This is a genomic window from Centipeda flueggei ATCC 43531 (genome assembly GCF_000160695.1).
Lineage (GTDB): Bacteria > Bacillota > Negativicutes > Selenomonadales > Selenomonadaceae > Centipeda > Centipeda flueggei.
On sequence record NZ_GG694006.1, the window covers coordinates 482,637 to 504,184 of the forward strand.

Annotated in this window: 20 protein-coding genes; all 20 read right to left on the reverse strand. The window is 56.7% G+C overall.

What is annotated here, in order from left to right; all coding sequences use genetic code 11:
• Positions 1–24: 24 nt before the first annotated feature.
• Positions 25–1,311, reverse strand: coding sequence for an ArsB/NhaD family transporter (locus HMPREF0908_RS02340; RefSeq protein WP_006689822.1), 1,287 nt, complete (start codon positions 1,309–1,311; stop codon positions 25–27).
• A 33-nt stretch (positions 1,312–1,344) separates the two neighbouring features.
• Positions 1,345–1,641: a hypothetical protein gene (locus tag HMPREF0908_RS02345; RefSeq protein ID WP_039980991.1), complete on the reverse strand. Its 297-nt coding sequence runs from the start codon at positions 1,639–1,641 to the stop codon at positions 1,345–1,347.
• Positions 1,642–1,695: 54 nt separating this feature from the next.
• Positions 1,696–3,363, reverse strand: coding sequence for a glutamine--tRNA ligase/YqeY domain fusion protein (locus HMPREF0908_RS02350; RefSeq protein WP_040572347.1), 1,668 nt, complete (start codon positions 3,361–3,363; stop codon positions 1,696–1,698).
• A gap of 31 nt (positions 3,364–3,394) precedes the next feature.
• The gene (locus tag HMPREF0908_RS02355; RefSeq protein WP_006689825.1) at positions 3,395–4,180 is read right to left on the reverse strand and encodes an HD domain-containing protein; all 786 of its coding nucleotides are present in this window, start codon (positions 4,178–4,180) and stop codon (positions 3,395–3,397) included.
• Between the two features lie 32 nt (positions 4,181–4,212).
• Positions 4,213–5,193, reverse strand: a complete 981-nt coding sequence (locus HMPREF0908_RS02360; RefSeq protein WP_006689826.1) for a cell division protein FtsZ — start codon at positions 5,191–5,193, stop codon at positions 4,213–4,215.
• An 11-nt stretch (positions 5,194–5,204) separates the two neighbouring features.
• Positions 5,205–6,083 (reverse strand): DMT family transporter, encoded by an 879-nt coding sequence (locus HMPREF0908_RS02365; protein WP_006689827.1) that lies wholly within the window; start codon positions 6,081–6,083, stop codon positions 5,205–5,207.
• Between the two features lies 1 nt (position 6,084).
• Positions 6,085–6,804, reverse strand: coding sequence for an amino acid ABC transporter ATP-binding protein (locus HMPREF0908_RS02370; protein WP_006689828.1), 720 nt, complete (start codon positions 6,802–6,804; stop codon positions 6,085–6,087).
• Entirely contained in the window at positions 6,797–7,456 is a 660-nt protein-coding gene (locus HMPREF0908_RS02375; protein WP_198145302.1) for an amino acid ABC transporter permease, read from the reverse strand. Before HMPREF0908_RS02375 ends, HMPREF0908_RS02370 begins: the two co-directional genes overlap by 8 nt.
• A gap of 272 nt (positions 7,457–7,728) precedes the next feature.
• Entirely contained in the window at positions 7,729–8,217 is a 489-nt protein-coding gene (locus tag HMPREF0908_RS02380; RefSeq protein WP_006689830.1) for a GNAT family N-acetyltransferase, read from the reverse strand.
• A 119-nt stretch (positions 8,218–8,336) separates the two neighbouring features.
• Complete coding sequence (locus tag HMPREF0908_RS02385) at positions 8,337–9,440, reverse strand: methyl-accepting chemotaxis protein (protein ID WP_040572348.1); 1,104 nt, start codon at positions 9,438–9,440, stop codon at positions 8,337–8,339.
• Positions 9,441–9,582: 142 nt separating this feature from the next.
• Entirely contained in the window at positions 9,583–11,460 is a 1,878-nt protein-coding gene (locus HMPREF0908_RS02390) for a TonB-dependent receptor plug domain-containing protein (RefSeq protein WP_006689832.1), read from the reverse strand.
• 40 nt (positions 11,461–11,500) lie between these two features.
• On the reverse strand, positions 11,501–12,469 hold the full coding sequence (locus tag HMPREF0908_RS02395; RefSeq protein ID WP_006689833.1) for a TIM barrel protein: 969 nt from the start codon (positions 12,467–12,469) through the stop codon (positions 11,501–11,503).
• A gap of 2 nt (positions 12,470–12,471) precedes the next feature.
• Complete coding sequence (locus tag HMPREF0908_RS02400; protein WP_006689834.1) at positions 12,472–14,469, reverse strand: TonB-dependent receptor plug domain-containing protein; 1,998 nt, start codon at positions 14,467–14,469, stop codon at positions 12,472–12,474.
• Between the two features lie 48 nt (positions 14,470–14,517).
• Positions 14,518–15,237, reverse strand: a complete 720-nt coding sequence (locus HMPREF0908_RS02405) for an energy transducer TonB (protein ID WP_006689835.1) — start codon at positions 15,235–15,237, stop codon at positions 14,518–14,520.
• A gap of 1 nt (position 15,238) precedes the next feature.
• Complete coding sequence (locus HMPREF0908_RS02410) at positions 15,239–16,249, reverse strand: FecCD family ABC transporter permease (RefSeq protein WP_040572495.1); 1,011 nt, start codon at positions 16,247–16,249, stop codon at positions 15,239–15,241.
• An 8-nt stretch (positions 16,250–16,257) separates the two neighbouring features.
• Positions 16,258–17,112 carry an ABC transporter ATP-binding protein gene (locus HMPREF0908_RS02415; protein ID WP_006689837.1) on the reverse strand — a complete coding sequence of 285 codons (855 nt, stop codon included), beginning with the start codon at positions 17,110–17,112 and terminating at the stop codon, positions 16,258–16,260.
• 14 nt (positions 17,113–17,126) lie between these two features.
• Entirely contained in the window at positions 17,127–18,092 is a 966-nt protein-coding gene (locus HMPREF0908_RS02420; protein ID WP_006689838.1) for an ABC transporter substrate-binding protein, read from the reverse strand.
• A gap of 76 nt (positions 18,093–18,168) precedes the next feature.
• Entirely contained in the window at positions 18,169–19,449 is a 1,281-nt protein-coding gene (locus HMPREF0908_RS02425; RefSeq protein WP_006689839.1) for a nitrogenase component 1, read from the reverse strand.
• On the reverse strand, positions 19,442–20,746 hold the full coding sequence (locus HMPREF0908_RS02430) for a nitrogenase component 1 (protein WP_006689840.1): 1,305 nt from the start codon (positions 20,744–20,746) through the stop codon (positions 19,442–19,444). Before HMPREF0908_RS02430 ends, HMPREF0908_RS02425 begins: the two co-directional genes overlap by 8 nt.
• A complete protein-coding gene (locus HMPREF0908_RS02435; RefSeq protein ID WP_006689841.1) occupies positions 20,736–21,548 on the reverse strand; it encodes a nucleotide-binding protein in 813 nt (270 codons plus the stop codon). The genes HMPREF0908_RS02430 and HMPREF0908_RS02435 overlap by 11 nt, the downstream gene beginning before the upstream one ends.

Genomic DNA, 21,548 nt, shown 5'->3' on the forward strand with positions numbered 1-21,548 from the left:
TCGGGGACAGTATTCTACATATTCTTAAAGATACCGAATATAAACGTAGATGTTCGAGACGATGATCGTGAACACCATGACCGGGAACGCGACCTTCATGAAGCCAAGGAAGGAGATCGGACGGCCGCGCTGTGCCGACATCGACGCGACAACGACGTTCGCACTTGCACCGATCAGCGTTCCGTTGCCGCCGAGACACGCGCCGAGAGCAAGCGACCACCACATCGGATCGAGGTTGCTGAGTCCCATCTGCCCCATATCCTGAATCAGCGGAATCAGTGTGGCGACGAATGGGATGTTGTCGATAAAGGCAGAGGCAAAGGCACTCATCCACAGAATGAGAATGGCGGTTGCCTCGACATTGCCGCCCGTCGCCTTGATCGCCTCAGCCGCAAGCATACGGATGACGCCCGTCTCTACGAGTGCACCGACAAGGATGAAGAGCCCGCCGAAGAAGAAGATCGCGGGCCACTCAATCTTTGAGAGCACCTTGACGATCGCGCCCTCATCGCGCGTCGCCGTGAGAAGGAGGAGGAGCCCTGCGCCCGAGAGTGCGACCGTCGCGGACTCAAGGCCGAGACTGCCGTGCAGGACAAAGAGCGTAATCGTGAGGAAGATAACGGCAAGGCACTTGCGCAGAAGAGCATGATCGGTGATCTGTGCGCCCGCAGGGAGACGCATGATCTTATCCTGCAGCTCCGGCTGGGTATGCAGGCCCTTATGGTAGAGGCCAATAAGAATGAATTGTACCAAGATAAAGATAATTATCGAGATCAATGTAAGGTTCTCAACGAACGCCATGAAGTCGAGCCCGACCGCACTGCCGATCATGATGTTCGGCGGATCGCCGATGAGCGTTGCCGTACCGCCGATGTTCGACGCCAAAATCTGCGAGATGAGATACGGCATGACGTCGACCTTGAGCTGCGATGTGATGCTGAACGTGATTGGCACGGTAAGCAGAACCGTCGTGACGTTGTCCAGAAGAGCCGAGCAGACCATCGTAATGGTCGAGAGGACGACGAGGAGCGCAATGGGCTGCGCCTTGACCTTCTGCGCCGCCCAGATGGCGAGGAAATTAAATAGCCCCGTCTCACTCGTAATATTGACGATGATCATCATGCCCATGAGCAGTCCGAGCGTATTGAAGTCGATATGGTGAACTGCGACCTCCTGATCGATGATCCCGAAGAGTATCATGAGCATCGCGCCAAAGAGTCCCACGATGGTGCGGTGCACCTTTTCGGAGATGATGAGCGCGTATGCGACGACGAATATGACAATCGCCACAATCGTTGCTGTTTCCATCATTACACATCCTTACTTCTCGTTATGAGAAATCCATCACGTCGCCGTGATAATCACCTGTCGGCCGCTGCGGCGGATCTTCAGCTTGACATTTGTCTCGCCCTCCTGCGCGAGTGCCAGCTTCAGCTCTAGCAGAGCCTTGCCGAGTTCTTCTGCCTGCGCGGCGCTGAGTCCCGCACGCGCGAGATCGGCGGGCGGTTCCTTTGCCGCTGCCGCCTGGGCGCGTTCCTCTGCCTGCCGCTCCTGACGCAGCATAGTCTCGGCGAGAGTTTCCTCTGCCTCGTGCCCCTGCATCATATCCTTGTCGGACAAATCTTTTGGTATCTTTGCCACAGCAAACCTCCTCCTGCCGTCCGTGGCACATAACACATCGAGAAAAAGAATGCGCTACTTGATTTTGCTCCACGTATCCTTCAGCCCGACGATGCGGTTGAACACTATATGATCCGGCGTAGTATCCGGGTCAACAACAAAGTAACCGACGCGCAGGAACTGATAGCGCATCCCTGCCGCTGTGAGACGGACGCTCGGCTCCACCTTCGCGTCTGTCAGCACCTCAAGTGAGTGCGGGTTGAGCGCCGCAATGAAGTCTGCCGGCTCCTCCTCGCCCTCCTCTGCCGTACGCAGTAGGCTGTCATAGAGGCGCACCTCCGCTGTGAGTGCATGCTCTGCCGCGACCCACTGGATCGTCCCCTTCACCTTGCGGTTCGCCGCCGTACCGCCGCTCCGCGTCTCTGGATCATAGGTACAGCGCAGCTCCGTGATCTCGCCCGCCGCATCCTTTACGACTTCCTCACAGCGGATAATATAGGCGTGCTTGAGGCGCACCTCGCCGCCCGGCTTCAGGCGGAAGAATTTCTTCGGCGCATCCTCCATAAAGTCTTCGCGGTCGATGTAGAGTTCGCGCCCAAAGGGCACATATCGCCGTCCTCCGTGCGTCGGGCTGTTCTCGGCGAGCAGATACTCCGTCTCGCCCTCAAGATAGTTCGTGATGACAAGTTTCAAGGGACGCAGCACCGCCATAATGCGCGGCGCGTTGTGGTTCAGCTCATCGCGTACACAGTGCTCAAGCATGGCGCTGTCCACCGTGCTGTTACTCTTGGCGACGCCGATCTCCTCGCAAAAGGCACGGATGGCTGCGGGCGGATAGCCGCGCCGCCGCATCCCCGAGATGGTCGGCATACGCGGATCGTCCCACCCGCGCACATGCCCCTCCTCAACGAGCTGGCGCAGCTTGCGCTTGCTCGTGATCGCGCCCGAGAGATTCAGACGTGCGAACTCGATCTGACGCGGCCGCTCCCCCGCAGGGAAGCCCAGTGACGTGAGCAGCCAGTCGTAGAACGGGCGATGCTCCTCGAACTCCAGCGTGCAGAGCGAGTACGTAATGCCCTCAATCGCATCCGAGAGCGGGTGGGCAAAGTCATACATCGGATAGATACACCACGCATCGCCCGTCCGATGATGAGACACATGGGCAATACGGTAGATCACGGGGTCGCGCATGACGAGATTCGGCGACGCCATGTCGATCTTGGCGCGCAAAACGCGTGCTCCGTCCGGAAACTCACCCGCACGCATACGCGTGAAGAGATCCAGATTCTCCTCGATCGAGCGCCCGCGGCACGAACTTTCCTTGCCCGGCTCGGTCAGCGTACCGCGATAGGCCCGGATCTCCTCCGCCGTGAGATCATCCACATAGGCAAGCCCCTTCTTAATCAGCTCGACTGCATATTCATACAGCCGCTCGAAATAGTCCGAGGCATAGAACCGCCGATCGCCCCACGAGAAGCCGAGCCAGCGGATGTCCTCCTGAATGGAGTCCACATACTCGACGTCCTCCTTCGTCGGGTTCGTATCGTCAAAGCGCAGATTGCAGAGACCATTGTAATCCTCAGCAACACCGAAGTTAAGGCAGATGGACTTTGCGTGTCCGATGTGCAGATAGCCGTTCGGCTCGGGCGGAAACCGCGTATGGATCCCCTCCGCATGTCGTCCCGCACGCAGATCTTCGTCGATGATATTTCGGATAAAATTTGATGTCTTTACATCCGCCATGTTCCTATCCCTCTGTCCGTATAATTCCATATCAATCGTTCTGTGCGCAGTACCGATCGATGTAAGCGCGCAGCTTTGCTACGCCCTCGGCAATCCCCGCCTGCGCAGGAAGGCTCGCAATAAAAGTGTCCACATAGCCACGTTCTACAATGCGGCGCAGCGTCCACATAAAGTTGATATCGTAAATCCACATGAGACGTACGATCTTGCGGTCTCCATTCGTACGCAGACGGTAGTAGTCCGCCTGTCGTCCTGCGGCAAAGTCCGCCACGAAATCGGGGCTGACCTCCTGCGCTGCGTCCGACGGGACGAAGTTCGGTGCCTTCTCCGCGCCCTCCGGCGTGAGGAACGGGAGGAGAACGCGATAGATGTCAAGCTTGTCCGCATCACGGATCACCTTGGCAAAAAACAGCTTGCGCTCATCTCTGGTCGGAGCAATTTCCTTTTTGTTGTGATATTTGATCGCAAAACGCACCGCCTCTGCATCCACATCGCTAAGCGGCGCGAGGATATTCTCCTCTGCGAGTACCTTCAGTCCGAGTTCCGCATGATCCTCCGACGCAGCATCGTTGAACGTCCGATAGCGGGCATACTGCCGAAACCGTCCAACATCGTGAAAGAGTCCGATGATCTCAGCAATAGCCATATCGTGCGCATGGCATCCAAGATGCTTGGCAAGTGCGCGGGCATGTGCCGTCACATAGCCGGTATGAATCTCCTTGAGCTGAATGCCGCGCATGACCTCGGGGTCATTCGTTCGGAAGGAACGCATATAGGAGACCATCCAGCGGTGCATCTCCGTCAGCATATCCTGCATCTGCGTTCTTCCTTTCACGTACACACCCCCAATCAGCCCTTTGCCGGTGCAGTATAGGCATCGTCAAAATCCGTTGCGACAAGCGTCGCCTGCACCTTTTCCTCCATATCATCCTGCACAACCAATCCTGCAATGATATTCACGGCAGGATGCGTCTGCGTATGGACATAGTGCACAGCCTCGTCCACATCGCACAGACTCATCTTTGGTCCTCCCGTAAGGTTGAGCACAACACCGCGTGCTCCTGTGATATCACGGTCAATCAAAGGGCTTTCAATGGCACGCTGCACTGCCTTTTGGGGTGTCTCATCCGTGCCGATGGCGAGCAGCGTGTCGCTGGATGTCCCTTGGCGGAATATCGTCATTACATCGGCAAAATCGACATTGATGACGCCTGTCGTCAGAATCAGCTCCGCCACGCAGCCAACGGTCTGGCGCAGGACTTCATCGGCAAGAGCAAAGGCGTCGATAAAAGACATCTTGCGATTCGGTGCGATTTTCAAAAGATTGTCATTGCGGATCGTAATGAACGCATCGGTCAGCTCCTGCATACAGGCAATTCCTGCCTGTGCCGTCTGCATCTTGCGCGGCATTTCAAAGTGAAACGGCGTCGTCACCACGCCGATGGAGAGGATCCCCATATCGTGTGCGATCTCTGCCACGACAGGTGCCGCCCCTGTTCCGAGTCCGCCGCCCATCGTCGCCGTAATAATGACAAGATCCGTTCCATCCAGCATCTTTCGGATGGCTCTTTCCTCATTGCGCGCCGCCTGCTCACCGATCTCGACGCGGCCGCCTGTGCCGCGTCCCTGTGTCAGTCTCTCCCCGATAGGCAGCACCGTAATCCCCTGCTTGCTCAGTGTGTTGAGCTGACGCAAATCAGAATTGATGCTGATGAGCATCATGTCAAGATCATAGTTCTCGCGCACATTGGACAGGATGTTGCCCCCGCCGCCGCCCACACCAACGACCTTGATCGAAATTTTGGGTTTGATGATTCCCTCGGTCGGCATATCACACCTCCTTATTGATCGCACTCTTTCGGTGTTGTCTGTGCCATAAAAGCACCACACAGCAGCAGCATACAGCCAAGCAGCTGTGCCATGCTCATCGCTTCATCGAGCACCGCCCATCCTGCCGCAGCGGCAAAGACAGCCTCCATCGACATGAGAATTGCCGCCTGTGTCGGTTCGACATACGACTGTCCCAGAATCTGACACGTATAGGCAACACCACAGGAAAGAATCCCCGCATAGGCAATCGGGAGTACCGCAGCAAAAAGTGCCTCCCATGTACAGGACTCAAAGAGTACGGCAAGCAGCGCACTGCCAAGCGTACAGATCAGCATCTCCATAAGGCACAGCTCGATGGCATCCACCATCTGCGCAAAACGGTCAATGAGCAGAATCTGCGCCATCCAGAAGAACGCACAGATAAAGACAAGCACATCGCCCCGGTTCAGCGTCGTTTCCCCGTAGGCGGAAAGAAAGTACACCCCTAGAAAAGCAAGCAATGCCCCGCCCCACTGCAGCCGTCCGATACGGCGTCCGAGAAGAACGGCGGCAAGCGGCACGAGTACGATGTAGAGCGTCGTGATAAACGCCGTCTTACCCGCTGTCGTCGAGAGGAGCGCCACCTGCTGCAGCGTCACGCCGACAAACATCGCCAGCCCGACGGGAATCCCGGCGCGAAAGCCCGAATGGAACGTGCCCGCGCGCCGCTGCGCCTTACGCTGTCCGCGATAGAGCAGCCAGAGCGCCGTCATGAACAGGGTCCCGAGGGCAAAGCGCGCTGCTGCATAGGTATAGGGACCAAGCCCCTCCATCCCGAGAATCTGTGCGACGAACGTCGTCCCCCAGAAGAAAGCCGCCGCCAGCAGCATCAAACTCCCACGCAGGCGCATCCTAGAGCACCTTTGACAGGAAGCTGCGCGTACGCTCCTCCTGCGGATGCTCGAACACCTCGCGCGGTGCCCCCGACTCAATGATGCGTCCCTCGTCCACGAAGAGCAGGCGGTCGCCTACCTCACGGGCAAAGCCCATCTCATGTGTCACAATAACCATCGTCATGCCCTCGTTAGCGAGGGCACGCATGACATCGAGCACCTCGCCGACCATCTCGGGATCGAGTGCCGACGTCGGCTCATCGAAGAGCATCACCTTCGGGTGCATCGCGAGAGCACGCGCGATGGCAACACGCTGCTGCTGACCGCCCGAGAGATTGTCGGGATAGGCATCCGCCTTCTCCGCCAGCCCCACGCGTGCCAGCAGCTCACGCGCCGTTTTCTCAGCATCGGCGCGTGCGATATGCTTTACCTTCATCGGGGCGAGCATGATGTTGTCGAGCACCGTCATGTGCGGGAACAGGTTGAACCGCTGGAACACCATGCCGACCTCTTCACGCACTTTATTGATGTTTGCCTCGCCCGAAAGTGTGATGCCGTCGATGGTGACCTCGCCCGCCGTCGGCTCCTCGAGATGATTCATGCAGCGTAAAAGCGTGCTCTTGCCGGAGCCGGACGGACCAATGATGACAACGACCTCCTTCTCCGCAATGGAGAGATCAATGCCCTTCAGCACCTCATCCGCGCCGAACGACTTACGCAGTTCTTTAATCTCAATCATGGACGCGGCACCTCCGTTCCAGATACGCGACAAAGCGCGAGATCGTCAGCGTCATCACGAGGTAGATCACGGCGACGCTCATCCAGATTTCAAACGACCCGTAAGTCTTCGCGATAATGAGCTGCCCGCGCCGCGTCAGCTCCTCAAAGCCGATGACGGAGACAAGGGACGAATCCTTCAGCATCGCAATAAACTCGTTGCCGAGCGGCGGAATGACGCGCTTGAACGCCTGCGGCACAATGATGTAGCGCATGGTCTGCAGCCACGTCATACCAAGTGAGCGCCCAGCCTCCATCTGCCCCTCATCGACCGACTGTATCCCCGCACGAAAAATCTCCGCCACGTACGCGCCGGAGTTGATGCCGCAGGCGGAGATCGCTGCGATGAACGGATCGATGCGCTGCCCCGTGATCACAGGAAGGGCAAAGTAAAAGAGGAAAATCTGCACGAGCAGCGGCGTGCCGCGGAAGAACTCCACATAGACCTCCGCCAGCATCCGCAGCGGGCGCAGATGCGAGATGCGCGCCACGCCCACGATCAGACCGATCACAAAACCGATCGCTGTCGAGAGCACCGTGATCTGAATCGTCACTCCAGCACCGACAAGCAGGAGCGGGAACGAATTAACCACGAGATTCATATCGAAATTCATAAACTCATCCATTCCGTCAATAGTACGACGGCATAAACAGCCGTCTTAAGGAAGCATTGATCAATTCAGCGCCATCATCTTGACGCATCTTGTTTGCCCGCACGTCGGCGAAATATCCTCCACAGAGCACCATTCTGCCTCCGTTTTTCCACCGCGTTCGGACGAAAAACCTGCGCCAATCTGACGACCTTCATTTTATCAGTGATTCCTTAAATATTATATTTCAATCCCCCTGCGCTGTCAATAAATTCACGCTCTTTACAGCTGTTGTATTACGTTAATTCACATTCCCAAATCTCACGGCACATTTCTCTGTTTTTGTCCCATTCATTGTAAGGTTCACTCTTCGTTCGATGAAATCCAAATTTATCATAAAGATGGCGTGCAGGCTTTAAGAGATCGAGTGTCCCCAGAAAGAGCTGGCGGTAGCCTTTTCCGCGGCAAAAAGAAATCGCCTCCGCCAGCAGACGATTTCCAAGCCCATGTCCCTGCACATCCATATCTACGCCGAGCCAACGCAGCTGTGCCCGATTCGCTCCCTTTTTGATGACTGCGATATCACCGACCATCTTCCCATCCAGTTCGGCAATCCACATCTGACTGCCCTCCACGTCATCGTAGAGCTCCGCCATCCCGCGCAGCATCTCCTGTTCATAAAATCCGTTAAAGCCATACTGACGCTTATAGAGCTCATATTGAAAATAACAGACCTTGCTTGGATCTCCCGGCTGATAGGTACGAAGCATGATGTCACTTGCCATCTTCTCATCCCCTTTTTATTTGAATAGATAAACTAAATTTCCCCCATAAGCACACGAAAGATGCTGCTTATGGGGGACTGGGGTCGTTTACAAGTCAATATTGACCCATGGATATATGGTTACAGCTTCTTGGACAATGCCTCGATGTTGTCCGACATAGCCTTTGCCTCCTCAACCGAGGCACTGATCTCCTTCATGTTCGCCGCCTGATTCTCAATCAGTCCGTTGATGGACTTAATGCGCTCGGCGATATGACTTGCGGCCTTCTCCATGGATTCGAGTGCCTCGAAGATCTTGCTTGCGGCATCGCGGCTGCTGTCGGCAAGTTTTCTGACCTCCTCCGCCACAACGGAGAAGCCGCGCCCTGCCTCGCCCGCGCGTGCCGCCTCGATAGAGGCATTCAGTGAGAGAAGGTTCGTCTGTTTTGAGATCGTCATAACGAGCTCGGACATCTTGAGCGTGTTCTCCGTCTGTCCGCGCGTATCCTCTGCAGCCTTCGTGATCTCCTCCTGTACGTTTGAGATCTCCATCGTGCGCTCCATCGTCCGGCTCACGCTCTCCGTGATCGTATCAATCGACGCATACAGGCTGCTGAGCATCGTCTCAAGCTCGCCGTAGAACTTTTCCTTCTTTTGTGCGGTCTGATCCAGCACCTCCGATTTCCGCTTTTCCTCGTCGATATCGACAAAGACACCGATGATCTCCTCCGGATGCCCGCTCTTGTCGCGTACAACATTGCCGGACGCATGGTACCAACGATAGCTGCCGTCATGAACTTTGAGACGATAGTCTGCATTGTACTGCGTATGGCCCGTGAGATCCCGAATGCAGGCGTTGAAGGAGGAAAACGTTCCATCCACATCGTCCGGATGCAGACGCGAGCTCCACGACTCGATTGTGTTTGGGAAGTCCGACGCGTCACGGAAGCCGATCATACGGCGGAACTCATCCGACCAGATTGCATAGGCAATGCTGAAATCTGGATTGATCTTCATGTACCACATACCGGATTTGATTGCCTCGTTGACCGTACGCAGACGAAAGCGCTGATACTCAAGCTCCTCGTTCACACAGTCGATCAGTGCATTCAGCTCTGCGGCGTATGGTTCGCTGTCATGCAGCTTTGAGAACAGCTCATTCTTCTCATGCCCCGCAATAATCCCCTGAATCTTCCCTGCAAAATCCTGTGTATCACCGGCAGCGGCACTATTCTTGTCCAACATTGCATTCCCTCCCAAAAGCATTACGCCCCATATTAGTTTTATTGTACCATACCCCTCCATATATGCAAGCCCTAATGCGTACACATATAAAAATTCCCTCGGACATTTTTTGCCCGAGGGAATTTTCACCAATCGTATGCTGTCAGAACTGATAGCGCACGCCGATTTCGGCATAGCGTGCCGGCTGAGGATAACGAGTCCCGCTGTAGGAGGAGTATGCCTGATTCGTTGCATTGCGTAGACGCGCATAGATCGTCCCACCATCTGCGAAGTCATACCCCGCGTTTAACTCAAATGCTGCATAGCGGCTGCGCCCATAGTACTGCTTGGACAGGCCACTTGCCATCGTGCCGAGGACATTCACGTGCCAGCGGCTATTGTTGTAGTGCACGCCGATGCGCCCGCCATTCGGCTGATTGTTGTTGTTAAGATAGCGTGATGCAGCATCATTGCTGCCTCGGGCTTCAATTCCTGTATAAGAATAACCGAGATCGTAACTCCAGTTCGCATTGACCCTCTTCTTAAAGAGAATCTCCATGCCGCGCTTCTTCTCATGCGCAATATTAGCGACATGACTTGTAAGAGTCAGGGAATCATAGTACCAATGAATCGCATCACTTAGCTTCGACTGGAAGAAGTCCACACTAAGAGAAGTACGCGCATCGAAGTTGTGGGATATGCCAAGCGACTCCGTATGCCCGCTCTCCGGACGAAGGTCTGGATTGCCATACATACTCCACCCAATATTGTTATAAAACAAATCATCTGCCGTCGGAGCCTTGTAGACACGTCCCCATGAGGCGTAGACGCGCGTCTTCTCATCCGCATTGTAGTTCACAGCAACTTTGGGTGAACTGTGTGAGCCGAATCTGCTGTGATGGTCGAGACGTACGCCCGGTACGAGTACCCACTTATCCCCGAGACGGATCGTATCCTGCACATAGACCGCCTTATTCGTGATCTTCTTATTGCTATACCCGCCATTGGCAACATTTGTCGAATGACTCGTACGCCACTCCAGTCCTGCTGCAAGCGTGTGATCCTTGCCCAGCTTCCAGCTGTTCTGATACTCGCCTCCCTGCACGCGTGTATCGTATTTCCCGCTGAAGTCCACGGACTTAAAATTGCCATAGCAGCGCAGATACCCCGGCGTTCCCGTCCCCTCCTTGAAATTATAGGAGGCAGATACCGTATTATAAATTGCATCATGATGCGACGAAGGAAGAAAATTATAATAGGAATTTGCATCAATCGTCCGGTGCAGTACCGAGAGTGTTAGCGATTGACGCGGATCGATCCGATGATCAAGGCGCAGAGAAAGGCTGTTGTTCGCATAGTCGCTGCTTGGCATCCGATGCGTCTTTCCATCCGTCCCCTTATACCTCATGTAGCTGCTGCGGTCAAGCCCCGCTGTGAGCTGCCAGCTGAGCTTCTCTGCGGTTCCCATATGTGAAAGTTCATAGCTGTGCGAGCCCCACGACCCTGTACGCAGGTCCAGCTCTGTCTCGTTCTTCACGGCACGCTTCGTGATGATGTTGACGACCCCGCCGACGGCATCTGAGCCATAGAGCGCCGAGCCGCCGCCCTTGACAACCTCAATGCGCTTGATATCCTTCACCGATGGGATCATACGAAGGTCGACACCGGCACGTCCGTTCACAACGCCCTGATCGTTGTTCAGACGCACACCGTCTACCATGACGACAACACGATCATCACCGTTTAGGCGCACATACTCCTCCCCGCTTGCACGATCAACAACAACGCCGTTGACGTGTTCGAGGGCTTCTGAGGCACTCCGATAGTGGTTCTGCTCGATCTCCTGTGCCGTAATGACCGCAACGTTCGCCGGTGCCTGACGCACGCTCAGCGGTGTCCGCGTCGCGGTGACGACGGTCTCTCCCAGTGAATGCTCATCCGCAGGTTCGCCTGTATCTGAAGCGAACGCATGTGCCCCGCCTAGAGACATCATACCCAAGGTCAGTGCGGCTGTCACAGGCATGCAAAGATGTTTTTTCATTGAAAAATTCCTCCTATAGCGCATGGAAGCACCGGTCATTTCAACAGTATCCCAATGCTCTGCGCTGAACACGCACATTCTGCATAAACGTTTCACGCGAACGATGCAGGAACTCATGTACGAGCCACTGCGGCTGCAGCGTCTCCACGATGCGGCGCACCGCATCCGTACGAAACGGCTCATGCCGATCTACGTGAAGCACGTACGCCATCGCCTCCTCCCAACGCAGTGAGCGGTGCTCTCCCGCATGACTGCGCATCATCTCTCGCGTATATGTCCCCGAAAGGGACTGATGCAGGTGGATGCCATAGATTCGCCGCCCCAATTCCCCTAAATTACGACAGCGTTTCTGCACGTATGCCGCACCATCCGCCTCATCCCGCAGGTTGGGATCCGTATTCATCAGGTGCCCAACATCCAGCATAAATCCCGTATGCGGGTAATCCACCTGCTCGATCAGCCGTACGGCAAGCTGGGGTCGGCAAAAGGTCAGCCCCGGCCACCAGAGATTTTCAAAAAGCAGGGTGCAGTCTGTCGGCATCTCCGCAACAAACTGGTTGACCAGTGCAATTGCAGCTGAAATCACATCCTCATCCGAGGCGGAAAACTGCCGTGTATACATCTCCGAGGTCCGGTTATGGGCAACGTGAAAAACAACGTACTGAGGCTGACAGGCTGCTGCCTGACGCAGATTTGCCTTCCATCCTTCGATCCAATCGGCGACATGCAACGTACCGTAATAGTCACGAATATTCTCCTCACTGCCGAACTCCGCCATGAGTGCAGCACGGTCACCGCGCCAAAAATCCAGCCAGGCAGGCCAGAACATGAGGTGAACCCCCCAGATGAGCTCAGACGGGAACATCGCGCGGTTCCACGGCGCACAGAGCATAAACTCAATGCCGTCAAGATCCAGTTCCTCTATCATGGCAGGAAGGGCATCTGTATCTCCGTGAAGAATATGTTGCACATCGCAGTCCGCATTGGACAGGTTCGTCAATTCAAGCATGATCAGAACCGATAACGGCAGCTCAGGAGATAGTTGATGGGTGCCGTATGGTATTCCGCTCCTGCATGCGAAGTGCTGTCGAACCGATCCAGTACATTGTCGATGCGAAGACTGATCTCGCTGCGCTCGTCGGGTGCATAGCTCGTATTCCAAGTCGTGAGCAGATATGGCTTCGTCCTGTAGGCAGGTTTTGCAGACGGCAGCTGCACGCGTCCCGCCAAATAGGAGGCAGAAAGATCGGATGTCCATTTCCCACGCTGATAGGAAATCCCGCCCGTGAGCTGAATGCGTCCAAGGCTGCGCTCCCAACCGAGATGTTTCTTGGAGTTATTGATCTGCGGATCCTGCAGTGTCACACCCCAGCGATAGGAAAGTCCATGCGTGCCGTGAATATCATCCGAGACCTCCAGCCCAACATTACGAAACTCTTCGTTGGTATACTGGTACCTGTTCGATGGGAGCAGGCGTGCAGAGATATTGTCCCGTACGCGCATATAGAAAATGGCCGTCTTCCAGCTGTGCGTACCCTGCTTTTTCTTCCAGCCAATCTCATAGTTGACACCCTTCTGCGGATGCAGGTCAGGGGCAGCATGCTGCCGCCCATTGTCCGCATACATCTGCGAAAACGTAGGCATGACGAATGACTGCGTGATATTCAGATAGGCACTGCTGCGTGCGCCGATCTTGTGCAGCCATTGTGCAGATGCACTGAGGTTGTGGTAATTCTGATTGCGCGCTGCTCCCGTCGTCCATGTTTCACGCAGTCCGAAGATCCCTGTGTTGCGCGCATCAAAACGCTGCTCCCACTGTCCGAAAAGGGCCCAGTTACTGCGTGCATATCGTGCGGAAAATGCCGAAGCATTTGTTGGCAGTGCCGCATAGATCTCGTGAGCAAGATCCATGCCGACGACAGCGGATGCTTTTGCATGCGGCTTCCATGTGCGCTGCACATCGAGTCCATACATCGTATTCTTTTCGCGCGTATGATAGGGCGCATTCGGCGTATGGATAAATGGATTGTCTCGAAACTGAACGACCCCCGCATAATCCAGCGTCCCTGTATTGAAGAAAAGATTCGCTTTCCACGCACGATCGTGATAATTCAGCTGGGTAATGTACTGTTTTGTCTCATACTTGCGCCGATTGATCGGTGTACCTGCATGAAGCCCATAGGGATTTGAGTGGCCTGTATCGACAAAGGTAACGGTACGGGCATATGTCCCCTCCGTCTCATAACAGCCGAACTGAAAGTCCATGCGCGGGCTGATGTGATAGGTCAGCCCCGTATTGCGCTTGATGATGTCGCTGATATCCGTACGCGCTGTCCCGTGAAAATTGGGAACGGCATAGTCCGTATCAGTAACTCCATCTCTGCGCCCCCATTTGTCTGCATTATAGTAAAATCCAAAACGTTCATCACCGACAGAGATGCCATAGCTGCGCTGACCGTAGTTGCCGAAGCCCGCATGCACCTCATTGGGCAGGGTTTTCTTCGTGATGATGTTGACGACGCCGCTCACTGCATCACTGCCATAGAGCACAGAACCGCTCCCCTTGACCACCTCGACGCGCTCAATGCTGCCCGTGGGGATCTGATCCAGGTTGTACTTGCCGCGCCATGCAATCGGATTGCCGTTCATAAGAACGAGAACACCGCCCTTGAGACCGCGCATGTTCAGCTCATTGGTCATACTTCCCATGGCCGCGCCATTCGGGCCAAAGGATGTATACGCAAACCCATTGACCTTAGCCAGGACATCAGATGCCGTTACCGCCCCGCTCCGTTCGATATCGTCGGCCGTGATCGTCACCGTCGCAGCAGGAACATCAACATCACGTTTTTCTGTCCGCGTCGCCGTCACCACAGTCTCGCCGGCACTGTGCATCGTAACATCCTCAGCAGCAGGAGTCACCACATCCGCCGCATAGACCTGCCCCGCCTGTGCGGAGAACAGTACTGCCGTCACCAGCATTCTCTTGTTCCATATCTGCATCGCCATCCTCCTTTTACCAGGACAGTCACCAATACGAATATTTCCATCTCCTCATCAAGTCAGCCGGAAATGAAAAGTCCACGGAAAAACGCCTCTGCGTCCGTTGTCGCCCGGATTAAACTGGAATCGGTACCCCGCCGCAATCGCCGCTCGATCCATCGCCGTATACCCCGAGGAGGATGTGAGCTGGACAGACTCGACCGAACCGTCGGCAGCAACGAGTATCTTGACACTGACCGAGCCTTCGATATCATCTTCGATAAGCTCAGGGGGGTACTCGGGTTTTGCCTCTGCCCGCAGGCTTGCCGCCACACGCTCGGCCGGCGGGGCGGGCGGTGCAGACGTTCCATTCGTCTCTCCGCCGCCCGCAGTGCCCGCCGCGCTCCCATTCGTTGTTCCTGCAGCATCGCCTTTACCGTTTGAATTGCCTGTCGGTGCGCTGCTGCCGCTTGCCGCCGTTCCATCCGTCCGCAGCGCTGCCGTGGGATTCGTCTGTGCCGCTGTCTCCTGTGTCGTCTCGGGCGGCAGGGTCTTGTCCGCGATCACAACATCGCTCACCGCACTCACCGCCGCAGCGGGCGCAGCATCGCCCGCATCCGCCGCGGCAGGCCCTGCATCATAGAGTGTGACCTCCACCGGTGTCCCTGCATCCTGCGGTGCAGCAATCGAGAACAGCCCCAATGCTCCCGCTGCCAATAGGAGAATCACATGCAGTGCCAGGGACAGGCTGAGTGCCGTATATGTTCCCCTCTTTTCCTCCATTACCGTATCCATTTCACCCCTCCAGTTTCACACGATGCCGCAGCAGATACAAGAAATACGGTGTGCCGATAAACGCCGTCATGATGCCGACGCGAATCTCCATCCCCGTGATGAGAATTCGCCCGACAGAGTCACAAAGCACAAGAAACACTGCCCCCGCGAGAAGGCTCGCAGGAAGCAGACGCCGATGATCGGGTCCGACAATGAGACGCATCATATGCGGCACAACGAGTCCGACAAAGCCGATATTGCCGCTGATACAGACCCCCGTTGCTGTAGTGAGTGCCGCAAGCACGAGAAACAGCAGGCGAAACGGCGTCACGGACATCCCCGCCGTAAGCGCCTCCACATCACCGAATGCAAGGAGGTTCAGATGCCGCGCAAGAAGCAGCATCACCGATGCACCAATTCCAATGGGCGCAATGCCCAAGAGGACGTGATCCCAGCGGCGATAGTCGAGCCCGCCAATCGTCCAGAAGAGATACTGCTGCATCTTCTGCTCATTGACAACCGTGAGAATGGCCGCCGTACACGCGGCAAGGAACATCCCCACCACGACGCCCGAGAGAAGCAGCGTCATAACGGGAATCCGCCCGTGGCGCATGGAGAGTGATACCGTCAGCCCCACCGCGAGCATTGCTCCGACAAAGGCAAAGGCTGGGAGCAGCAGCACACTCGATGCGCTGATCCCGATGCCGATGGCAAGCACGGCACCGACTGATGCACCGCTCGATACGCCAATGATGCCGGGATCGGCGAGCGGATTGCTGAAGATCCCCTGAAGCACTGCACCCGAGATGCCAAGCCCCGCACCGACTAAGAGTCCGACGATGGTGCGCGGCAAACGGATGTGCAGAAGCACTGCCTCCTGCTCCGGTGTGAGGATGACGTGCGGAAGAACTGGAAGCCCAACAGCATGAGCGAAAAACGCGACGACACATTCCACGCTGATGTCATACTGTCCTGAACACAGTGACAGAATAATGACGGCAAGAAGTGCCGCCAAAAGTACGACAAAGACCATACCGTTCTTCACTCTGGCACCTCCCCCTCTGCTGAAGTACCGAGGATGATCTGAAGCAGTGCCGTTTTCTCCGCACTGCTTCCGCCCGCCTCTGTATAAACCTCCGTATGATGCGTCAGCGGGTTCTCGGCAACCCGCACGGGAGCCCTGTACGCTCGTGTCAGGAGGGCATCTGTCAGCACATCACGCGGCGCACCGTCCGCGAGAAGTTCACCGCCTCCGATGAGGAGCAGGCGCGAACAAAACCGCGCCGCGAGACTCAGCTCGTGCGCAACGAGAAGCACCGTCTTTCCTGCCCTGCACAGTTCACGGCAAAAGCGGAAGATCTCCTCCTGATAGATCACATCGAGTCCCGTCGCCGGCTCATCGAGAAAGAGCACGGGCGTCTGCTGGGCAAGCACCTTTGCGAGCAGGACGCGCTGACGCTGCCCGCCCGACATCGCATGGAGCGGCTGATCAGCAAGTGCTGCAACGCCCGTATACGCCATGCACGCTGCTGCGATGGCACGATCTTCCTCCTTTTCCTGCTGCCACCACGAGAGGTAGGGATAACGCCCCGCCAGTACGACATCCTGCGCCGTATAGTCGAAAGTAATTTCTCCGCCCTGCCGAAGATATGCCGCCCGTCGTGCAAAGTCACGCGGTGAGAGCAGACCGATCGGCAGTCCCATCAGTGTCACATCCCCTGCGAGCGGCGGCAGAATGCCGCGCATGGTCTTCAGCAGGGTGCTTTTCCCAGCGCCGTTTGGTCCAATCAGTCCGATGATCTCCCCTGCCCTCACAGAGAAGGATACATCGTCGAGAATCACCTTGCCGCGATACCCGGCATAAAGGTTTTCGACGCGAATGATTTCCTCCAACATCGTTCCCTCGCTGTTCAGTCCACTGCCGAGAGGTGCTCATCTGTGGACTGCTGAAATGCGTCACCGTAGACACGGTATGCAATCTCCTGCACGCCAAAGACGAAGTCCTGCGAACAGTTGTAAATGTATCCCTCGAAGGGCTCCGCAAACGCCTTATTGCGGATTGCCTTCATCGTCTGCAGCGACGGATCATCCAGATACTCTTTGCGAAACGCATCGACATCGTACTTTCCGTTGTCGTTGTAAGTCGGCAAAAAGAGGATATCCGGATTGATCTGCACGAGCTGTTCCTTCGTCATGATGTTAAAATCCCGAATTCCCAGCTCTGCACGTCCATTGATGACCCCCGCATAGTGACACGCCTCATCAAAGCTGCTCCCGAGCCCGCCGTACCCCTTCATGATTGAGATGAGCACCACGCGCTTACGATCTTCCTGCGGAATCCGATCCACCTTCTCCGCAATTGCAGTGAGCTTGTCGTTCATCATGATCTGCAGGCGTGCACCACGCTCCGGAACCCCCGCCGCTGCTGCGAGCAGCGTGATCGTCTCACGGATTTCCGCGAGATTCTTGGCCCCCTTGCAGACGACCACTTTCAGTCCCGCCTCGCGCAGAGACGGCACAATGGAGAGGTCCCCCCAATCCGGTACAACGACGAGATCCGGCTGCAGTGCCATGATCTCCTCCACTGTCGGATTTCCAATACGATTTGGAACGGCTTTTACGAGTTTCGTCACATTCGAGCTCACAGGATCATCGAGCAGCTGGTTCACCGCCGCCATGCGCTCTGGTTCAACCAGGCCGAGCATCACTTCGTCCGTACTCATCGAAAGTGTCAGGATGTGCTGCGGCGGCGCAGGAAAATCAACGGCTGTCCCCTCTGCATCCGTAACTGTGTATGCGGCGTTTTTCTCCGCCGTATTGTTCGGCTCACTGCATGCCGTGAGCAGCACGCTCAATACACATAGGAGAGCAGCCATCAACCTTTTTTGAAACAACAGCGATCTTCCCTTCCATCAATTTCATATGAATTATAGCATAAATATTGTTTGCTATTTATTCTATGAGATTAAATTTTTTCTGTAGAATATGTCCATTCCATAGTGTCTCCTCGATGTGGCGCGCTCCGCGCAGTCCCATAAATGGAGCATCCGAAAGGTGCAGGGCATCCTGCACGGGATAGGCTGCGGGAAAATACGCCGCCGTGCGCGGGTTGATGTGTGCGGACTCGTTGCTGCTGCCGATCAGAAGCCCCCCATCCAACCCGTTGAGGAGCTCCCGGATGCGCACGACATCCGTCTCACCGAGGATCTCATCTGCAATCGGAGCTGCTGTCGGCACGCCCTCAGCGTCCGCCGCAACGGCGAGATGACAGACATCTGCCCACTCCGTACGCAGTGCCTGCGCGATCCCCCAAGCCGTGGAGCGGGGGGCGCGGATGAGTGCCGTCTCATAGCGGAGTTCTCCCCAAAGGCTTTTGCACTCGTTGATGCGCAGGAAGTCCTCGCGTGTAACGCGCGTGATCTCCTCTTCCGCAGCATCGGCACGGGGGGCGGGCAGCACACGTCCGATCTCTGCAAGCCACTTCCGCGTTCCCGCGCGGCCGTAGGGAGGCAGAGGTGCAATGCAGGGCATGCCGCAGATCTCCGCAAGCAGACGGGCGGCACCGCCCCCGAGTTCGTCATGCACTACAATATTCAGCGATGCCTGCGTCAGACCGCTCAGATCTGCAGCGGACATATCACATCCCAGAACGGCATTCACACGGTATCCCGCCAGTGCAAGGAACCGCATGAGTTCGTGCGCGTCGTTCTCCCCGTTGTAGTAGGCACTCGTCATGCCGATGAGATTGACGGCATTCGCCTGCCCCGCACGCTGCTCAGGCAGAAATGCCGAAAGCACGGCACACGCGGCCTTATCCCAACCATCGGCAAAACTCCCTGAGAGACCGCTGCTGTCCAGCACGGCGACCGGACAGGAGAGCCCTGCCCCGCGCGCAATCGCCTCAATATCGTCACCGATGAGACCCGCTGCACAGCTGCTGATGATCGCGAGCAGCGGAGGCGGCTCCGCCGCATAGGGTGCGAGTGCCTCACTCAGATACTCCTCTGCGCCGAATACAATCGCATCATTATCCAGCTGCGTGCAGATCATACGGTGTGAGATCGTGCTTTGGCTGTGCTCAATATGCCGCATCGCAAAGAAATAGCACCAGAGAGGTCCGTTGACGACAATGACAGCATCCCGCAGCCCTGCAAAAAAGGCCGATGCGCCTGCAAGCGCACAGGTATCCGTGCACATACAGACATCGTCGAAGGATTTCTCCCGCTCACCCATAGATCAGCCTTCCTCTGCTCTCATGCCGGTGCAGTATCTGCCGCATATCGTCCAGCAGACGACGCTCCATCGACCATCCGACCGACGGCAGCAGTGCGAGGAAAAGCTGGCGCAGCTTCGCATCAACGAGTTCATGTGTTGTGAGGACGAAGTTTGCCGCATGCAGCATCTCATCCGCTGCCGCATCCCCCTCGTAATAGATGGGGACATCGGTCAGACACCGCAGTGCCTCCTCCATCACTTCACGCCGTGCGGGCATAAAACAGTCCAGCAGCACGATTCCGGACAGCGCAACGCCGGCCTTGTTCAGCAGGCGCAGGATGATTTCCGGCTGAAACCATGTAAGGTCGCGGCCAATCGCAAGCCCGCATCTGCGCCCCGCGAGATCAGCGCGCGCCTTCTCGACAACTGCGGAAAAGGATGCCTCCTCTGATGCGATGGCACGCTCTGCCGCCTCCTCTCGGTGACAGAGCGCGCCGACACGGCGCAGCCAGATCTTTGTCTCCTCCGCGCCGACGGCATAGACATCGGCGAGATACGGTGTGCCGAAACGCTCATGCATATGCTCTGCAAGCTCCGCCAGCTGCCCCTGCTTCTCGTCATCCATCCGGCGTCCGAGGAGAATGATGAGCTCCGCCTCCGGCACCGCCTGCATCTCATCGAGCGCGAGATACGACGGGAACTGCGCCGTCACCTTGAGATCGAGCAGGGCAAGCAGCCGCCGCAGCTCCTTCGCATATTCTCCGTGCATTCCCCCGCAGTCACCGAGGAGGGCAACGGTTCCCGGCTTTCGCTCTGCGGGGTGCATGAAGCGGTCCACGAGCGCACGCGCAGCATCGAGATACCCCGCATAGTACTCCCCATCGAGGAAGCCATGCGCAGACACCGCCATAACGGGAATCCCGAGCTCCGTCTCCATCTCCTCCGCGATCGCCTTCGTATCATCACCGATCACGCCGCTGACGCAGGAGTTTGCGATGAATACGGCCTGCGGGTGATACTTCTCTGCGGCAAAGCGAATGCACTCCCGCAGTCGGTCCTCGCCGCCGAAAATCGCCTCGCTCTCGCCAAGGCCGCTCGTCAGGAGCGGCACGGGAGAGAGACGTACGGAGGTCCCCGCTGCCGTCAGCCGGTGAAAGCTGCTCACATCCATGCCGTGCGCAATATGCGCGCACGGACGCGGGCTGTGAAAGACAACGAGTGCCCCCCGCACGAAGGACAGCGCGCGCCAGACACCCGGCATGCTGCAGCTGCAGTTCGTCCGGCGGACGCCGACCCGCTTGACCTCAATCCCCATAGCGCTCCACCATGTCCTCAAGCTCCTCGAACTCCATCGGCGTCGGAACGGTCAGCATCTCATTCGTATCGATCGCCTGCGCGAGTGCCGTATAGTGCTGCGCCTGCTCCGAATCCGGCGCATAGGCGATGAGCGTCTGCCGATGAATCTCTGCCTCATGCACAGCGCGCGACCGCGGAATGTAGGTAATGAGCTGCGTGCCGATACGCGCAGCAAATGCCTCGAGCAGCTCTCGCTCGCGCAGGACATCCCTGCCGTTGCCGATGATGCCGCCGAGCTTCACCGCACCGCGCTCGGCAAAACGGCGCACGCCCTTTGCTATATTGTTCGCCGCATAGAGCGACATGAGCTCACCCGAGGAAACAATGTATATCTCTGAGGCATAACCCTCACGGATGGGCACGGCAAAGCCGCCGCAGACCACATCGCCGAGGACATCATAGAGAACGACATCGAGGTCATCAAACGCATGCAGTGCCTTGAGGCGCTCGAGCGCCACGATAATCCCGCGCCCCGCGCAGCCGACGCCGGGATCCGGCCCACCGGCCTCAATGCAGCGAATGCCGCTGAATCCCTCATGCACGAGATCTGCGAGCGTCAGCGCCGCTCCCTTTTTCTCCCGCTCCAGATCGAGGATCGTGGAGGGTGCAATACGACCGAGCAGAAGGCGCGTCGAATCATTCTTCGGATCACAGCCGATCTGGCAGACGCGCCGTCCCATGCGGGAGAACGCGGCGGATACATTTGCGGCTGTCGTGGACTTGCCGATGCCGCCCTTGCCGTAGAAGGCAATTTTTTTCAT

Excerpts from the sequence above, each read along its gene's own strand:
- HMPREF0908_RS02340 (WP_006689822.1), bottom strand. The coding sequence starts at position 1,311 with ATGATGGAAACAGCAACGATTGTGGCGATTGTCATATTCGTCGTCGCA.
- HMPREF0908_RS02350 (WP_040572347.1), bottom strand. The coding sequence starts at position 3,363 with ATGGCGGATGTAAAGACATCAAATTTTATCCGAAATATCATCGACGAA.
- HMPREF0908_RS02355 (WP_006689825.1), bottom strand. The coding sequence starts at position 4,180 with ATGCAGGATATGCTGACGGAGATGCACCGCTGGATGGTCTCCTATATG.
- HMPREF0908_RS02360 (WP_006689826.1), bottom strand. The coding sequence starts at position 5,193 with ATGCCGACCGAGGGAATCATCAAACCCAAAATTTCGATCAAGGTCGTT.
- HMPREF0908_RS02365 (WP_006689827.1), bottom strand. The coding sequence starts at position 6,083 with ATGCGCCTGCGTGGGAGTTTGATGCTGCTGGCGGCGGCTTTCTTCTGG.
- HMPREF0908_RS02370 (WP_006689828.1), bottom strand. The coding sequence starts at position 6,804 with ATGATTGAGATTAAAGAACTGCGTAAGTCGTTCGGCGCGGATGAGGTG.
- HMPREF0908_RS02375 (WP_198145302.1), bottom strand. The coding sequence starts at position 7,456 with ATGAATTTCGATATGAATCTCGTGGTTAATTCGTTCCCGCTCCTGCTT.
- HMPREF0908_RS02380 (WP_006689830.1), bottom strand. The coding sequence starts at position 8,217 with ATGGCAAGTGACATCATGCTTCGTACCTATCAGCCGGGAGATCCAAGC.
- HMPREF0908_RS02385 (WP_040572348.1), bottom strand. The coding sequence starts at position 9,440 with ATGTTGGACAAGAATAGTGCCGCTGCCGGTGATACACAGGATTTTGCA.
- HMPREF0908_RS02390 (WP_006689832.1), bottom strand. The coding sequence starts at position 11,460 with ATGAAAAAACATCTTTGCATGCCTGTGACAGCCGCACTGACCTTGGGT.
- HMPREF0908_RS02395 (WP_006689833.1), bottom strand. The coding sequence starts at position 12,469 with ATGCTTGAATTGACGAACCTGTCCAATGCGGACTGCGATGTGCAACAT.
- HMPREF0908_RS02400 (WP_006689834.1), bottom strand. The coding sequence starts at position 14,469 with ATGGCGATGCAGATATGGAACAAGAGAATGCTGGTGACGGCAGTACTG.
- HMPREF0908_RS02405 (WP_006689835.1), bottom strand. The coding sequence starts at position 15,237 with ATGGATACGGTAATGGAGGAAAAGAGGGGAACATATACGGCACTCAGC.
- HMPREF0908_RS02410 (WP_040572495.1), bottom strand. The coding sequence starts at position 16,249 with ATGGTCTTTGTCGTACTTTTGGCGGCACTTCTTGCCGTCATTATTCTG.
- HMPREF0908_RS02415 (WP_006689837.1), bottom strand. The coding sequence starts at position 17,112 with ATGTTGGAGGAAATCATTCGCGTCGAAAACCTTTATGCCGGGTATCGC.
- HMPREF0908_RS02420 (WP_006689838.1), bottom strand. The coding sequence starts at position 18,092 with ATGGCTGCTCTCCTATGTGTATTGAGCGTGCTGCTCACGGCATGCAGT.
- HMPREF0908_RS02425 (WP_006689839.1), bottom strand. The coding sequence starts at position 19,449 with ATGGGTGAGCGGGAGAAATCCTTCGACGATGTCTGTATGTGCACGGAT.
- HMPREF0908_RS02430 (WP_006689840.1), bottom strand. The coding sequence starts at position 20,746 with ATGGGGATTGAGGTCAAGCGGGTCGGCGTCCGCCGGACGAACTGCAGC.
- HMPREF0908_RS02435 (WP_006689841.1), bottom strand. The coding sequence starts at position 21,548 with ATGAAAAAAATTGCCTTCTACGGCAAGGGCGGCATCGGCAAGTCCACG.